At 69.2% G+C, this 15,790-nt stretch carries 15 protein-coding genes; 13 read left to right on the top strand and 2 right to left on the bottom strand.

The window, feature by feature from the left end; all coding sequences use genetic code 11:
* Positions 1-28: 28 nt before the first annotated feature.
* The 13 genes from ACXJKJ_RS24130 to ACXJKJ_RS24070 all read left to right on the top strand — a co-directional run bounded on the left by ACXJKJ_RS24130 (position 29) and on the right by ACXJKJ_RS24070 (position 14,066).
* Entirely contained in the window at positions 29-733 is a 705-nt protein-coding gene (locus tag ACXJKJ_RS24130) for a riboflavin synthase subunit alpha (protein WP_457393147.1), read from the top strand.
* A 177-nt stretch (positions 734-910) separates the two neighbouring features.
* Complete coding sequence (kdpF, locus tag ACXJKJ_RS24125) at positions 911-1,003, top strand: K(+)-transporting ATPase subunit F (RefSeq protein ID WP_082532572.1); 93 nt, start codon at positions 911-913, stop codon at positions 1,001-1,003.
* Complete coding sequence (gene kdpA / locus ACXJKJ_RS24120; protein WP_457393144.1) at positions 1,000-2,796, top strand: potassium-transporting ATPase subunit KdpA; 1,797 nt, start codon at positions 1,000-1,002, stop codon at positions 2,794-2,796. The genes kdpF and kdpA overlap by 4 nt, the downstream gene beginning before the upstream one ends.
* Positions 2,793-4,931, top strand: coding sequence for a potassium-transporting ATPase subunit KdpB (gene kdpB, locus ACXJKJ_RS24115; protein WP_457393142.1), 2,139 nt, complete (start codon positions 2,793-2,795; stop codon positions 4,929-4,931). The genes kdpA and kdpB overlap by 4 nt, the downstream gene beginning before the upstream one ends.
* Positions 4,932-4,934: 3 nt before the next feature.
* Positions 4,935-5,519: a potassium-transporting ATPase subunit KdpC gene (gene kdpC, locus ACXJKJ_RS24110; protein ID WP_457393140.1), complete on the top strand. Its 585-nt coding sequence runs from the start codon at positions 4,935-4,937 to the stop codon at positions 5,517-5,519.
* Between the two features lie 16 nt (positions 5,520-5,535).
* Positions 5,536-6,504 (top strand): magnesium/cobalt transporter CorA, encoded by a 969-nt coding sequence (gene corA, locus ACXJKJ_RS24105; RefSeq protein ID WP_457324986.1) that lies wholly within the window; start codon positions 5,536-5,538, stop codon positions 6,502-6,504.
* 157 nt (positions 6,505-6,661) lie between these two features.
* The gene (locus ACXJKJ_RS24100; protein WP_457393137.1) at positions 6,662-9,334 is read left to right on the top strand and encodes a DUF4118 domain-containing protein; all 2,673 of its coding nucleotides are present in this window, start codon (positions 6,662-6,664) and stop codon (positions 9,332-9,334) included.
* 17 nt (positions 9,335-9,351) lie between these two features.
* Positions 9,352-10,017, top strand: a complete 666-nt coding sequence (locus tag ACXJKJ_RS24095; protein WP_056197196.1) for a response regulator — start codon at positions 9,352-9,354, stop codon at positions 10,015-10,017.
* Positions 10,014-10,232: a DUF3820 family protein gene (locus ACXJKJ_RS24090; RefSeq protein ID WP_056195958.1), complete on the top strand. Its 219-nt coding sequence runs from the start codon at positions 10,014-10,016 to the stop codon at positions 10,230-10,232. The genes ACXJKJ_RS24095 and ACXJKJ_RS24090 overlap by 4 nt, the downstream gene beginning before the upstream one ends.
* A complete protein-coding gene (locus ACXJKJ_RS24085) occupies positions 10,229-10,942 on the top strand; it encodes a phosphodiester glycosidase family protein (protein ID WP_457393135.1) in 714 nt (237 codons plus the stop codon). The genes ACXJKJ_RS24090 and ACXJKJ_RS24085 overlap by 4 nt, the downstream gene beginning before the upstream one ends.
* A 120-nt stretch (positions 10,943-11,062) precedes the next feature.
* A complete protein-coding gene (locus tag ACXJKJ_RS24080) occupies positions 11,063-11,929 on the top strand; it encodes an ABC transporter ATP-binding protein (protein ID WP_457393132.1) in 867 nt (288 codons plus the stop codon).
* The gene (locus ACXJKJ_RS24075; RefSeq protein WP_457393129.1) at positions 11,926-13,494 is read left to right on the top strand and encodes a hypothetical protein; all 1,569 of its coding nucleotides are present in this window, start codon (positions 11,926-11,928) and stop codon (positions 13,492-13,494) included. Before ACXJKJ_RS24080 ends, ACXJKJ_RS24075 begins: the two co-directional genes overlap by 4 nt.
* Before the next feature lie 56 nt (positions 13,495-13,550).
* Positions 13,551-14,066: a hypothetical protein gene (locus ACXJKJ_RS24070; RefSeq protein ID WP_457393127.1), complete on the top strand. Its 516-nt coding sequence runs from the start codon at positions 13,551-13,553 to the stop codon at positions 14,064-14,066.
* Here the strand turns inward: ACXJKJ_RS24070 and ACXJKJ_RS24065 are convergent, their stop codons facing one another.
* Positions 14,067-14,933 carry a DMT family transporter gene (locus ACXJKJ_RS24065; protein ID WP_457393125.1) on the bottom strand — a complete coding sequence of 289 codons (867 nt, stop codon included), beginning with the start codon at positions 14,931-14,933 and terminating at the stop codon, positions 14,067-14,069.
* Entirely contained in the window at positions 14,926-15,753 is an 828-nt protein-coding gene (locus tag ACXJKJ_RS24060) for a DUF2182 domain-containing protein (RefSeq protein ID WP_457393187.1), read from the bottom strand. Before ACXJKJ_RS24060 ends, ACXJKJ_RS24065 begins: the two co-directional genes overlap by 8 nt.
* Positions 15,754-15,790 lie beyond the last annotated feature (37 nt).

Below are 15,790 nucleotides of genomic sequence, written 5' to 3'. Positions count from 1 at the left end.
AAAAGGCCTCCCTGGAGGCCTGTTTTCCATGTTCACAGGCATTGTCCAGGGCGTCGCCCGCGTCGAATCCATCGAAGCCCGTGAGGGCCTGCACACCCTGCATCTGAAGTTCCCGCAGGGCTTCGACGCAGAGCTGGCTATTGGCGCCAGCGTCTCCTGCGACGGCGTCTGCCTGACCGTCACCGAGCGGCCAGCACCCGGTGTGGCCAGCTTTGACGTGATGGCGCAGACGCTCAGCCTCACCACGCTGGGCGGCCTGATGGTGGGCTCTGGCCTGAACGTCGAGCGCGCGGCCCGGGAAGGCGTCGAGATCGGCGGCCATCCGCTGTCCGGCCATGTGGACGTCTCCGCCCGCATTGCCGAGATCCGCAAGCCCGACAACAACCACGTCATCCGCTTCGCGCTGCCCGCGCCGTGGATGCGTTATGTCTTTGCCAAGGGCTATATCGGCGTCAACGGCTGCAGCCTGACCGTCGCCGAGGCCCAGCGCGAGCGCGACGGGTCGGGCTGGTTCGAGGTGTGGCTCATTCCCGAGACGCTGCGCATGACGACCTTTGGCGACAAGGGTGTGGGCGATGCGGTGCACATCGAGATCGAGCGCAGCACCCAGGTCGTCGTCGACACGGTGCGTGACGCGCTGGACGAGAAGCTGGGCCCGCTGCTGCCAGTGCTGGAAGCCATCGCACGGGAGCGTGGCATCGACATCACGCAGCTCGCGATAAGCAAATCTTGATGCTTTCTTGATACCCCCCGCCTCGATCTTGGCGAGGCTTTGAGGGCGCAATTTCCAGAATCACTTCCATCGTTATGGAGGTGTCATGGACATCATGTTTCTGGTTCTGGGCGCGGCTCTCGCGCTGTTGACCGGGCTCGCGGCCTGGGGCTGCGAAAAATTGGCGAGGAGGAAGTCATGAGTGGCTTCGAACTCGCCGCCGCCATCCTCGTCGTCGGGCTTGTCGGCTATCTGTTCTGGGCGCTGCTGTTCCCGGAGGACTTGTCATGAGTACCTCGGCCTGGGTCCAGCTCATCGTCTTTCTTGTCGTGCTGCTCGTGCTGGCCTGGCCACTGGCACGCTGGATTCACGCGGCCATGGAAGGCCGCGTCGGGTGGCTGCGCCGCGTCGAGCGCGGCCTGCTCAAGCTGGCCGGCGTGGATGCCGACGCCGAGCAAGGCTGGCTGCGCTATGCCCTCGGCCTGCTCGTCTTCAATGCCCTCGGCATCGCTGCCGTCTATGCGCTGCAGCGCCTGCAGCATCTGCTGCCGCTGAACCCGCAGGGCCTGGCCGCGGTGTCGCCTGACTCCGCCTTCAACACCGCCATCAGCTTCGTCACCAACACGAACTGGCAGGGCTATGGCGGCGAGTCGACGATGAGCTATCTGACGCAGATGCTCGCGCTGACGGTGCAGAACTTCCTGTCGGCCGCTACCGGCATCGCTGTCGTCATCGCCTTCGTGCGTGGCTTCGCGCGCCACAGCGCCCAGGCCATCGGCAACGTCTGGGCCGACCTGACCCGCGCCACGCTGTGGGTGCTGCTGCCGCTGTCATTCGTCTTCGCCATCGTTCTCGCCGGCATGGGCGTCGTGCAGACGCTCAAGCCTTATCAGGACGTCACGACCATTGAGGCTCAGACATGGCAGGAGCCCAAGCTCGACGAAGCCGGCCAGCCGCTGAAGGGCGCCGACGGTCAGCCCGTCATGGAAGACAAGCACGGCCAGAGCCAGAGCATTGCTCTCGGCCCGGTCGCTTCGCAGCTCGCCATCAAGATGCTGGGCACCAACGGCGGTGGCTTCTTCAACGCCAACTCGGCCCACCCCTTCGAGAACCCGACCGCGGCGACCAATGCGCTGCAGATGCTGTCCATCTTCCTGATCCCGGCGGCGMTGTGCTTCGTGCTGGGCCGCCAGGTTGGCGACATGCGCCAGGGTTGGGCGCTGCTGGGGGCGATGACGGCGATGTTCGTGGTCGCCGTCGTCATCGCCACGTCGGCCGAGCAGGCCGGCAACCCGCATCTCACAGCGCTGGGCGTTGACTCGGCCCAGACGGCCACGCAATCGGGCGGCAACATGGAAGGCAAGGAGGTGCGTTTCGGCATAGCCACCTCTTCGCTGTTCGCCGTCATCACGACGGCGGCCAGCTGCGGCGCCGTCAACGCCATGCACGACAGCTTCACGCCGATGGGCGGGGCCGTGCCCATGGTGCTGATGCAGCTCGGCGAGGTCGTCTTCGGCGGCGTCGGCGCGGGTCTGTACGGCATGCTGGTGTTCGCCATCCTGGCCGTCTTCGTCGCCGGGTTGATGATTGGCCGCACGCCTGAATACCTCGGCAAGAAGATCGAGGCGCACGAGATGAAGATGGTCTCGCTGGCCATCCTGCTGACGCCATTGGCGGTGCTCATCGGCACGGCCGTCGCCGTGATCGTGGAGCCCGGCAAGGCCGGCATCGCGGCGCCTGGCGCGCATGGCTTCAGCGAGGTGCTGTACGCGCTCTCGTCCGCCGGCAACAACAACGGCAGCGCCTTCGCCGGCCTGTCGGCCAACACGCCTTTCTACAACGGGCTGCTGGCCCTGGTGATGTGGATAGGCCGCTTCGGCGTCATCGTGCCGGTGCTGGCCATGGCCGGCTCGCTGGCGGGCAAGAAGCGGCTGGCGGCGGGCGAGGGCACCCTGCCCACGCATGGCCCCCTCTTCGTCGTGCTGCTGATCGGCGCCGTGCTGCTGGTCGGTCTTCTGAACTATGTGCCGGCGCTGGCCCTGGGCCCCGTCGTCGAGCACCTCATCCTCTGGAGCAAATCATGAGTGCCCCCGAACCTGTCGCTGTGCGCCAGGCCCCCCGAGGGGGGCAAGAGAGCTCGGGAGCGGCCCGTCGCTCTCTTGAGACTCGCGCTGGTTTTTCCCTCCTCGACCCGGCGCTGACTCGTGCCGCCCTGGTCGACGCCTTCCGCAAGCTGGACCCGCGCACGCAATTGCGCAACCCGGTGATGTTCGTGGTCTATCTCGGCAGCCTGTTGACGACGGCGCTGTCCGTCGCGCAACCGAACGGCTTCGTTGTCGCGGTAACGGTCTGGTTGTGGTTCACCGTGCTGTTCGCCAACTTCGCCGAGGCTCTGGCCGAGGGCCGCAGCAAGGCGCAAGCGGCGTCGCTGCGCGGGTTGAAAAAGGAAACCTGGGCCAAGTTGACCGACGACTGGAAGCCCGGTGCGCCACGTGACACGATCAAGTGGCACCCCCGCGAGGCCGGCACGCTGCGCAAGGGCGAAGTCGTGCTGATCGAGGCCGGCGATGTCGTGCCGGCCGATGCCGAGGTCATCGACGGCGTCGCCTCGGTGGACGAGAGCGCCATCACCGGCGAGTCCGCCCCCGTCATCCGCGAGAGCGGCGGTGACTTCTCGGCGCTGACTGGCGGCACCCGCGTGCTGTCCGACTGGGTCGTGGCCCGCGTGGCCGTGAACCCCGGCGAGACCTTTGTCGACCGCATGATCGCCATGGTCGAGAACGCCAAGCGCAAGAAGACGCCCAACGAGATCGCGCTGACCATCCTGCTGGTCGCGCTGACGCTGGTCTTCCTGGGTGTCTGCACCACGCTGCTGCCGTTCTCGCAGTTCAGCGTGGCGGTGGCCGGCGCGGGCGAGCCGGTCAGCCTCGTCGTGCTGGTGGCGCTGTTGGTCTGCCTGATCCCGACCACCATCGCCGGCCTGCTGTCGGCCGTCGGTGTGGCTGGCATGAGCCGCATGCTGCAGGCCAATGTCATCGCGACCTCGGGCCGCGCCGTCGAGGCCGCGGGCGACGTCGACGTGTTGCTGCTGGACAAGACCGGCACCATCACGCTGGGCAACCGTCAGGCCGATGCTTTCTGGCCGGTAGAAGGCGCCAGCGAAGCTCAGCTCGCCGAGGTGGCGCGCCTGGCGTCGCTGGCCGACGAGACGCCCGAGGGCCGCAGCATCGTGGCGCTTGCCGACCGCAAGTTCGGCGCGGCCACGGCCACGGCCACGGAACGGGGCGAGTTCGTGCCCTTCACGGCGCAGACGCGCATGAGCGGCGTGGATCTTGGCGCCCGCCGGATCCGCAAGGGTGCTGGCAGCGCGGTGCGCGCTCACGTTGAAGCCCTGGGCGGCCGCTGGCCGGCCAGCGTGCAGGCCAGCGTCGACGAGGCCGCCCGCCGAGGCAGCACGCCTCTGGTTGTCGTCGATGACGTGCGGGTGCTCGGCGTCGTCGAACTCAAGGACATCGTCAAGCCCGGCATCAAGGAGCGCTTTGCGCAGATGCGCCGCATGGGCATCAAGACGGTCATGGTCACCGGCGACAACCGGCTGACGGCCGCAGCCATTGCCGCCGAGGCCGGCGTGGACGACTTCCTCGCCGAGGCCACGCCCGAGGCCAAGCTGGCGCTGATCCGCGAGCACCAGGCCCAGGGCAGGCTGGTGGCTATGACCGGCGACGGCACCAAYGACGCCCCGGCGCTGGCCCAGGCCGACGTGGCCGTCGCCATGAACAGCGGCACCCAGGCGGCCAAGGAGGCTGGCAACATGGTCGACCTGGACAGCAACCCGACCAAGCTCATCGAGATCGTCGAGACGGGCAAGCAGATGCTGATGACGCGTGGGTCGCTGACGACCTTCAGCATCGCCAACGACCTGGCCAAGTATTTCGCGGTGCTGCCGGCGGCCTTCGTGTCGACCTATCCGCAGCTCGGCGCGCTGAACGTGATGCGCCTGGCCAGTCCCAACTCGGCCATCCTGTCGGCGGTCATCTTCAACGCGTTGATCATCGTCGTGCTGATCCCATTGGCGCTCAAGGGCGTGCGCTACCGCGCCATCGGCGCCGCCGCGCTGCTGCGTCGCAACCTGCTCGTCTACGGCCTGGGCGGCGTCATCGTCCCCTTCATCGGCATCAAGGCAATCGACCTGCTGCTCGTGGCCCTTCACCTTGCTTGAATCATGAACACCCAACTCCGCCCCGCATTGACCCTGTTCGTGCTGCTCAGCCTCGTCACCGGCCTGGCCTACCCGCTGGCCGTCACCGGCCTGGCGCAGGCGCTCTTTCCCCAGGCGGCCAATGGCAGCCTCTTCATCCAGGACGGCAGGCCGATCGGCTCCGAGCTGATCGGCCAGGCCTTCACCGACCCCGGGCATTTCTGGAGCCGCCCCTCGGCCACCGCGCCCTCGCCCTACAACGCGGCCAACTCCGGCGGCTCCAATCTCGCGCCGACGGCGCCGGCCCTGGTCGATGCGGTCAAGGCGCGCATCGACGCCTTGCGCGCGGCCGACCCGGGCAACCTGGCGCCGGTGCCGGTCGACCTCGTCACCGCCTCCGCCAGCGGCCTGGACCCCCACATCAGCCGGGCCGCCGCCGACTACCAGCTCGCCCGCGTCGCCCGCGCACGTGGGCTGCCACCGGAGCAGGTGAGGGCGCTGGTCGAGCAGCACACCGAGGGCCGCCGGCTCGGCTTCCTCGGCGAGCCGCGCGTCAACGTGCTGGCCCTGAACCTCGCGCTGGAGCGTGCGACGATCACCGCAAGATGACTCCAGGCAGACCGCCATGCTGATCAACAGCGCCGTGTACGAGGATGGCCGCATCGTGGCCGAGCCCAGCCTGGAGGGGGTGTCCGAGGCGCTGGAGAGAACGAGCGGCTTTGTCTGGATCGCGCTGCGCGACCCGAGCGATGAGGAGCTCAACCTGCTGCAGCACGAGCTGGACTTGCCGCCATTGGCCGTCGAGGATGCCCGCAAGGGCCATCAGCGGCCCAAGGTGGAAGAGTACGGCGACATGCTGTTCGCCGCGATGCATCTGCTGGAGACCAGCACCGACGGCTTGGAGGTGGGCGAGGTGCACGTCTTCGTCGGCGCGCGCTTCATCGTCTCGGTACGCCACCGCAGCAGCCAGGGTTTCCTGGGCGTGCGCGGGCGTGCGGAGCGCGAGCCGCATCTGCTGCGCCAGGGGCCAGGTTTCGTCTTCTACGCACTGATGGACGCCGTCGTGGACCGCTACTTCCCGCTCATCGACGCCATCGAGGCCGAATTGGAGCAACTGGAAGCGACCATGTTCCAGCCCCATCAGGATCGCCAGTCCGTCGTGCAGCGCCTGTTCGCGCTGAAGCAGCGCCTGGCCACGCTGCGCCATGCCGTCACGCCGCTGCTGGAGGTGACGGCCAAGCTGCACGGTGGCCGCGTGCCCGTCGTCTGCAAGGCCCTGCAGGACTACTTCCGCGACGTCTACGACCACCTGCTGCGCATCCAGGCCAGCATCGACGCCGCGCGCGAAACCATCATCGCGGCGACGCAGGTCAACCTCACCCTGGTCACGCTGGACGAGTCCCTCGTCACCAAGCGCCTGGCCGCCTGGGCCGCCATCTTTGCGGCGTCCACGGCCCTGGCGGGCATCTGGGGGATGAACTTCGAGCACATGCCCGAGCTGAAATGGACCTTGGGCTACCCGATGGCGCTGGGCGTGATCGTCCTCGTCAGCGGGGCGCTGTACTGGCGCTTCAAGCGCCTCGGATGGCTATGAACCTAGACCCGGCAGTCGGACACGCCCGCTTGTCTGGCGCTGCAGGCCGCTGGCGGCGTTGCCCCTCCTTGTGGGCATGAGCCCACTGCGTCGTCACGCCTTGCCTGCGGCCCGCCTCGCCAGCCCCTCGGACGCGCCCAACTACCGGATCTAGGTTGTGACCGACACCCGCCCTGACCCCGACGCGCTGCTGGCCCAGTTGCAGCGCGACGAAGCCGCCGCCCAGCGCGGCCGGCTGAAGATCTTCTTCGGCGCCAACGCGGGTGTTGGAAAAACCTTCGCCATGCTGGCCGCCGCGCATGCGGCTCGCGCCCAAGGCCGGGTGGTGCGCATCGGCGTCGTCGAGACCCACGGCCGCGCCGACACCGAGGCCATCGCGCGCGATCTGCCGCGCCTGGCGCTGAAGGACATCGTCCACCGCGGCCAGACCCTGCGCGAGTTCGACCTCGATGCCGCGCTGGCCTGGGGCCGCGAGCAAGCGGGCGGCGTGCTCCTGCTGGATGAGCTGGCCCACAGCAACGCGCCGGGCTCGCGCCACGCCAAGCGCTGGCAGGACGCCCAGGAGCTGTGCGAGGCCGGCATCGAGGTCTGGACGACGCTGAACGTGCAGCACCTGGAGAGCCTGAACGACGTCGTTGGCGGCATCACCGGCATCCGTGTCTGGGAAACCCTGCCCGACAAGGTCTTCGATGCGGCCGACGAGGTGGTCGTCGTCGACCTGCCGCCCGACGAGCTGCTGCAGCGGCTCAAGGAAGGCAAGGTCTATTTGCCGAACCAGGCCGAGCGCGCCGCCAAAAATTTCTTCCGCAAGGGCAATTTGCTGGCCCTGCGCGAGCTGGCCCTGCGCCGCACGGCCGACCGCGTGGACGACCAGATGCAGGCCTACCGGCGCGAGCACAGCGCCGGGACGGTGTGGCCCAACCGCGAGTCGCTGCTGGCCTGCATCGGCCCGGCGGCGGCGAGCGAAAAGGTCGTGCGCAGCGCCGCCCGGCTGGCGCAGCAGCTCGGGCTGGACTGGCATGCCGTGCACGTGCAGACGGCCCAGGGCCTGAGCGACGCCGCCCGCCAGCGCGTGCAGCGCACGCTGGAGCTGGCGCAGTCGCTCGGTGCCCGCACGGCCGAACTGTCAGCGCCCGAGGTCGCCGCGGCCCTGGTGGGCTATGCGCGCGAGCACAACCTGGCCCGCCTCGTGGTGGGCCGGCGCGAGCAGGCCTGGCGCTGGCCTGGCCGGCCGTCCCTGGCCGAGGCGTTGAGCCGCCTGGCCGACGAGATGGACGTGTTGCAGGTGGCGCTGCCCACCGGTGCGCGCGAGCAGCCCGCGGCGGCGACGCGTGGTGCCCTGATTCCTCTGCAGGCCTGGCGCGGCCATGCGGCGGCGCTGGCGGGCGTCGCGCTGACGACGGCCCTGGCCCACGTGTTGCTGGGTTTCATGGCGCCGACCAATATCGCCATGCTCTATCTGCTCAACGTTGTTGGCGTTGCGCTGCGCTTTGGCCGCGGGCCGGCGGCGCTGGCGGCGCTGCTCGGCGTGGCTGCCTTCGACTTCGCCTTCGTCGAGCCGAGAGGGTCGTTTGCCGTCGGCGATGCGCAATATCTCGTCACCTTCGCCGTGCTGCTGCTCGTCGGCCTCGTCATCGGCCAGCTCGCGGCCGGGCTGCAGGCCCAGGCCCGCGCGGCCCAGGAGCGTGAGCGGCGCGTGCGCGGCCTGTACACGATGTCGCGCGACCTCGGTGCCGCGTTGGTGGTGGAACAGGTTGCCGAGATCGCGACGCGCTTCCTGCGCGCCGAGTTCGGCGCCGCCTCGGCCGTGCTGGCGCCGCCGCCAGGGGCCACGCCCGGCCGCGAGATGCTGGTTGCGCTGCCGGGCGCAGGCGTGCAGCCGGACCTGGGTGTCGCCCAATGGGCCTTCGACCATGGCCAGCCGGCAGGGCAGGGCACCGACACGCTGCCGGCCAGCCCCTGCCTGATGCTGCCGCTGACCGCGCCGATGCGGCTGCGTGGCGTGCTGGCCGTCCAAGGGCAGGGCCGCCGCTGGTCGCCCGAGGAGCGCGAGCTGCTGGACACCTGTGCAGCGCTGCTGGCCATTTCGCTGGAGCGCATCCACTACATCGAGGTGGCCCAGCAGAGCACGTTGCAGATCGAGTCCGAGCGGCTGCGAAATTCGCTGCTGACGGCCRTGTCCCACGATCTGCGCACGCCGCTGGCCGCGCTGGTGGGGCTGGCGGATGCGCTCAAGCTCACGCCGCTGAACACGCCTCAGGCCGAGGTGGCCGACGCGATGCGTCGCTCGGCGCTGCGCATGACTGCGCTGGTCGGCAACCTGCTCGACATGGCGCGGCTTCAATCCGGCACGGTGCAGCTGAACCGGCATTGGCTGCCGCTGCAAGAGGTCGTCGGCAGCGCACTGGCCAGCCTGGAAGAAGCCTTGATCGACCGCGATGTTGTCGTGGATCTGCCGGCGGACCTGCCCCTGGTCGAGCTGGACGCCGTGCTGATCGAGCGCGTGCTCGTCAACCTGCTGGAGAACGCGGCCAAGTACGCGGCCGGCGCCATCCGCATCCGGGCGCGCACGGCGGGGCGGCATGTCGAGATCGACGTCAGCGACGCCGGCCCTGGGTTTCCCGCGGGCCTCGAGGACAAGCTCTTCGACAAGTTCGAGCGCGGCGACCGCGAGAGCGCCACGCCCGGTGTCGGCCTGGGCCTGGCCATCTGCAAGGCCATCGTGGAGGCGCATGACGGCCGTATCAGCGCCCACAATGTCGCGACCGGCGGTGCCTGTGTGCGAGTGGAACTGCCGCTCGGCCAGCCGCCGGCGGAGAAACCAGAGTGAGCGCTGCACGCGTGTTGATGATCGAGGACGAACCGGAGATCCGGCGCTTCGTGCGCATGGCGCTGGAGAGCGAAGGCCTGGAGGTCTTCGAGGCGGCGACGTTGCAACGCGGGTTGATCGACTCGGCCACGCGCCGTCCCGAGCTGGTTGTGCTGGACCTGGGCCTGCCCGATGGCGATGGCCTGGACTTCATCCGCGAGTTCCGCGGCTGGTCGCAGGCGCCCGTCCTGGTGCTGTCGGCCCGTGAGGGCGAGGACCGCAAGGTGCAGGCCCTGGACGCCGGCGCCGACGACTACCTCGTCAAGCCCTTTGGCGTGGCCGAACTGCTGGCCCGCGTGCGCGTGCAACTGCGCAGGCACGGCGGCGGCGGCAACGACGCCGACCCGGTGCTGCGCTTTGGTGACGTCGCCATGGACCGCGCGTTACGCACGGTCACCAAAGCCGGCGAAGAGCTGCACCTGACGCCCATCGAATACCGGCTGCTGCAGGAGCTTGCCAACGCTCCGGGACGCGTGTTGACCCACCAGCACCTGCTCAAGGCGGTCTGGGGCCCGGGCCATGCCGAGGACGTGCATTACGTGCGCGTGCACATGGCCAATCTGCGCAAGAAGCTCGAGGCCGATCCCAACCGGCCGCAGTGGCTGGTGACCGAGGCGGGCGTGGGCTACCGGCTCAAGACATGAATCCGGAAGACCTGCTGAAGCTCGTCACGACCGAGATGCCCTTCGGCAAACACAAGGGCACGCTGATCGCGGACTTGTCCGGCAACTACCTAGGCTGGTTTGCGCGCGAGGGATTTCCGAAGGGCGAGATCGGACGGCTGCTGGCCTTGATGTACGAGATGGATCACAACGACCTGCGGGGCCTGCTCAAGCCGCTGCGGGGGCGTGGCCGATGAAGCGGCTGCTGCTGGCGTTGGTGCTGGGGTCTGCGCTGGTGGTGGCCAGCCTGGCTGCCCGCGCTGAAGGCGATGGCCGCTTCACCGTCGTGCGCGTGGACCTCGCCACGCAGAAGCTGCGTCTGTTCTGGCAGGATGACCGGGGCCGGGCGCTGCGCCGGCTGGACAAGTTGTCGGCCTGGTTGAGAGGACAGGGCAAGACCCTGGTCTTTGGCATGAACGCCGGTATGTACCACGCGGACGCAAGCCCCGTCGGGCTGCTGGTCATCGACGGGCGCGAGTTCGCGCCGCTCAATCTGTTGAGTGGAGAAGGCAATTTCTTTCTGAAGCCCAACGGTGTTTTCCTGCTGACGGCTCACGGAGCTCGGGTCGTCGACGCGGTGGACTACCCGGCGCTGCGCGAGGGTGTCCTGTTCGCCACGCAGTCGGGGCCGCTGCTGCTCAAGGACGGCCAGATCCATCCGGCCTTCAGCGCCAATTCGGCGTCGCGCTATATCCGCAATGGCGTCTGTGTGCTGGGCTCGCAAGCGCTGTTCGTCATCACCGAGCGGCCTGTCACGCTGCACGAGTTCGCCAGCTTCTTCCGCGACGAATTGCACTGCAAGGAGGCGCTCTACCTCGACGGCGCGGTGTCCAGCCTCTACGCGCCCAGGCTCGGGCGCAACGACCGCTGGAGCGAGCTTGGGCCGCTGTTTGGCGTCGTCGAATGACGCCGGCCCAGGCCGCGCTTTCGCCGGCCTGAACCGCGCGGTGAGCGGTCTGTCGCAAGCGCGTTGGAGGCTGGCCTCTTGATCCCTAGGCTGCGCTCATTCACAAGATGAGGAGCGGCCATGCTGCAGATCCAAAACGTCTCCAAGACCTTCGGAAAACTCAATGCCGTCGACGGCGTGTCGCTGGAATTGAAGCCCGGCGTCGTCGGCCTGATTGGCCACAACGGCGCGGGCAAGAGCACGCTGATGCAGATGCTGGCCACGCTCACGCGGCCCACCAGCGGGCGCATCCTGCTGGACGGTGAGGACATCGTCGCCAAGCCCGAACTGATGCGCCGGCGCCTGGGTTATCTGCCGCAGGACTTCGGCGTCTACCCGCATCTGACGGCACTCGAATTCCTGCAGTACTTCGCGGCGCTGAAGGGCGTGCGCGACCGGCAGCGGCTGCATGACCTGCTGGAGCTGGTCAACCTGCACGAGCAGGCCCACCGCCCGGCCATCGGCTTCTCGGGCGGCATGCGCCAGCGCCTGGGCATCGCGCAGGCCCTGCTGAACGACCCCGACGTGCTCATCGTCGACGAACCCACGGCTGGTCTCGACCCCGAGGAGCGCCTGCGCTTTCGTCACCTGCTGGGCGACCTCGGGCGCAAGCGCCTGGTCATCGTGTCGACCCACATCGTGTCGGACGTCGAGAACATGGCCTCGCACCTGGCCGTCATGCGTCAGGGCCGCCTTGTCGCCTTCGAAACCCCTGAAGCCGTGATCGCTCGCGCCGTGGGCAAGGTCTGGACGGCCCAGCTCGTGCCAGCCGACTACGAAGCGCTGAAGAGCCATGTGCAGGTGCTGCAGGCCCAGCCTCAGGGCAGCCGCATTCAAGTGCGCATGGCGCATCCGTCGCGCCCCTTTGCCGAGGCCGAGCCGGCGAACGCCAGCCTGGAAGAGGCGCTGATGGCTCAACGCTATGCCGATGCGCGGGAGGCCGCATGAACACCAGTCTCTACAAGACCCTGGTGCTGAACGAATGGCGCTTGCGCAGCCGCCGGCTCAGCAGCCTCGTCATCCTGCTGGCCGTGGTGGCCGTGAGCTGGTTGATGGTGCTGGACCCGAAAAGTGGCATGGCCATGATGGTCGTGAACAAGCAGCGCATCGCCTACGAGAGCCAGGCACTCGCCTTTGCGAGCAACCTGATCGCGTCGCTGCTGTTCGGCCTGGCTGGTTTCTACCTGGCGCGTGGTCGCACGCAGGAAGACGTGCGCTGCGGCACCGCTGCCGTGCTGGCCGCCACACCCGTCAGCAATGCGCAGTTGCTGGGCGCGCGCTGGCTGGGCGCCTTCGGCTTCCTGCTTTCGCTGGGCACCGTCGTGATGCTGACGGTCTGGGTGTTGCAACTCGTGCGCGGGGAAGGCCCGTTGCAGCCTTTGCCCTATCTGCAGATGCTGGTGTTCGGGCTGGCACCCGGTCTGATGCTGTGCGCCAGCCTGGCCGTGCTGGCCGACGCCTGGGCGCCGCTGATGGGCAAGCGTGGCGACGCGCTCTACTGGGTCTTCTGGATGGTGCAGTTCGCCTTCATCCCGGCCACGCTGGGGCAGGGCGCCGTGCGGCTGACCGGCTGGCAGGTGTTCGACATCAATGGCATGTCGCCGTTGCTGGTGGGTGTGAGCCAGTTGATGGACGTGACCCACATCAGCGTCGGTGGCAGCCCCTTCGACGCGACGCTGCCCAGCCTGCACATGCCCGCTGGCCTGTGGAGCGCTGAGTTGATCGCTTTGCGCCTGGGCTCGATGGCGCTGGCCCTGCTGCCGCTGCTGCCCGCCGTGATGTTCTTCCATCGCTATGCACCAGACCGCGTGAAGCTGCGCAACCCCGCCGGTCGCTGGCGCATCGTGCAGTTGCTGCAATGGCTGCTGCGCCCGCTGCTGCGGCCTTTCACCGCCGCCCTGGGCCTGTTGCTGCGCGCCAGCGCCCGCCTGCCAGACCTGCCCGGCCGCTGGCTGGCGGACGTGAGCCTGGTGTTGCTCAGCCAGCCGCTGCTGGCCCTGGCGATGGGGGCAGGCGCCGTGGCCTGCGCGGTGGTGCCGACGGACCTCGTTCCCGCGCTGCTGGCCGCAACGTTGTGCGCCTGGGGCATGGCGGTGGCGGACGTGAGTTCGCGTGACCTGCAGAGCGGCACCTTGGCGCTGGCCAGTGCCGTACCTGGCGGCGCATGGGAGCGCGGCTGGCGCCAGGCCCTGGCAGCGTTGGGACTGGGGCTGTTGCTGGCCTTGCCGGCCCTGCTGCGGACCTCACTGGCGCAAGCCTTGGCCTGCGTGGCCGGCCTGCTCTTCCTGAGTGCCGCCGCCACGCTGCTGGGCCGACTGACCCAGGGCTCGCGCACCTTCCTCGCGTTGTTCCTGTTCGCGCTCTACCTCAACCTGCAAAAGACCGGTGTGGCGGCGCTGGACCTGTTGGGTGTGGACGGCGCGGCCAACGCAGCCAGCGTGGCCGGCTATGCGCTGGCGGGCGGGCTGGGGCTGGTAGCACTGCTGGCCTGGCCGCGGCTGCGTCGGACCTGAGCCGCCGGTACTGGCCTACAGCGCCCCTGCGAAGGATGGCGCAAGATTGACCGGCCATGACTGCACGCTTCGCCGTCCTTCTGCTCGCCGCCAACTTTTGGGGGATGGTCGGCGTTGCTCAGGCCGAGGAGCTGCCCAGATCAGCGGCCTGTCGCACCGCGCTGAATGCGCTGAACGAAGCGGAGGAGGCCATCGCGGCGGCGGCTGCCGCCTCATCGGCCCGCTTGTCCGATCAGCAGCGCCAGCACTCGGTGGCCGCGCGTCTGCAGCCGCTGCGCAAGCGGGTGGCGGATGCCTGCCTTGGCGGGCTCACCACCTCGCCGCCGCCCTCGCAGCACAGCTGGGTGGTGCCGACCGCGCCCGCACGGCCCGGCGTGGTGGCGCCCAGGGTGCCCATGCCGGCGCTGCCGCCTGTGGCCTTGCCGCGCCCTGAAGTGCCGGTCACCGTGACCCAGTGCAATGCCGCCACCTGCCTGGCCAGCGATGGCTCGACGCTGACGCGCGTCGGCCCCACCCTTGTCGGACCGCGTGGCTCGTGCACCGTGCAGGGCGTCTTCCTGCGCTGCCCGTGATCAGCGCCGCGACCTGCTGGCCAGCACCAGCGCAATGCCGCCGAGGATGGCCGCCGAGGCCGCCAGCAGGCGCGGGGTGACGGCCTCCGACAGCAGCGCCACGCCGCCGAATGCGGCAATCAGCGGCACCGACAGCTGCACGGTCGCCGCGCGCAGCGCGGACAGCCCGCGCAGCGCGGCGTACCAGATGACATAGCCGATGCCGGACGTGACGGCGCCCGAGGCGACGGCCAGGGCGATACCGGTGGTGCTGGCGCGCGCCTGGGCTGCGAACAGCAGGCTCACCAGCAGAGCGAGTGGCGTGGCGCGCAGGAAGTTGCCCGCTGTCGCCGCCAACGGATCGCTCACGCCGCGGCCGCGCAGCGAGTACAGGCCCCAGGCCAGGCCCGCTGCCGCCATCATGGCCGCGCCGAGGACCGGTGGCGCCGCCACGCCGGGTGACACCAGATAGACCAGCCCCGCCACGGCCAGAGCGAGGCCGAACCAGGCCAGGGGCCGGAACCTCTCGCCCGAGCGCAGCCCGGCGCTGAACATCGTCACCTGGACCGCGCCGAACAGGATCAGGGCGCCCGTGCCCGCGGACAGGCTGAGGTAGGCGAAGGAGAAGAAGGCGACGTAGGCGAACAACATGGCTGCGGCGAGCCAGTCGGAATGAGTGGCGGCGGCCTGGCCGGGCCTGAGCCGCACGATGGCCGCGAGCGTGACCGCCCCGGCGGCCAGCCTGATGCTGCCGAAGCTGGCCGCATCGATGAGATCCTGCCGCAGGGCGAGCCGGCAAAGCAGCGAATTCGCCGCGAAGGCCAGCATCGCCGTCGTGGTCAGGGCCAAGGTCTTCAGCAGGGGCAGGCCGTCGCGCGACTCAGACATGGACCCCCACCAGGACCGCGGCCCAGCCAAGCAGTGCGACGCCCAGCGGCGTGCTCAGCCGGTGGCCCCAACGGACATTCTTCTCAACCGCCATGACCGCGGCCAGCAACAGCATCCAGCCGAGGCTGCCGGTGCCGAGCGCAAACATCAGCAGCATCAATGCCCAGCAGCAGCCGACACAGAACAGGCCGTGGTGGGCGCCGAGGGCGAAGGCATGCCGCGCCTCGGCGTGGCCGCGCCAATGCTGCATGACGAAGCTCAAGGGAGTGCGGCATTTCTCCAGGCAGCGGTGCTTGAGGCTGCTGAACTGGAAGGCCCCGGCCAAGGCGATGATGGTCGTGCCGATCAGCCAGCCATGCCAGGCCAGCAGGGGCACGCCGTTGACGAGCGCCAGCAGCCCCGCGTGCAGCACATGGGCCACGAGCCCGAAGCCGCCCCACACCGCCATATAGCCCAGGCCCAGCAGCAGGAGCAGCCGGCGGTGGTCCGCCCGCCGCGCCGTCAACCGGTCGAAGGCATTGAACAGGGGCAGGGTGGTCGGCAGCATCATGGCCGTGGTCATCAGGATCCAGGCGGCGCTGTAGAGCAGCGCGGGCACGATGACGTTGCCACCGGGGATCGCCCGGCAGACGGAGGCGGCCGGGCCCGAGGCCGTCCAGTCGCCGTGGTCGAGGTAGCGGCCATAAGGGCTGCCCGCCCAGGCCCACAGCGCCAGCCAGGCGAGCCCGGCCAGCGCGCTCAGCACGACGAGGAACACGCGGCGATGACGGGAATCGCCGGCTGGCGGACCCGCCGCTACGGCGCCGCCAGCGGCGCTCAATGGTGCACCCTTCGGCCTGCGGCCTTGCCTGGCCGAC

The sequence above is a fragment of the Roseateles sp. P5_E1 genome (assembly GCF_054049335.1).
Note: the sequence above shows the minus strand (reverse complement) of the source record. Positions and strands in the feature narration are given on the sequence as shown.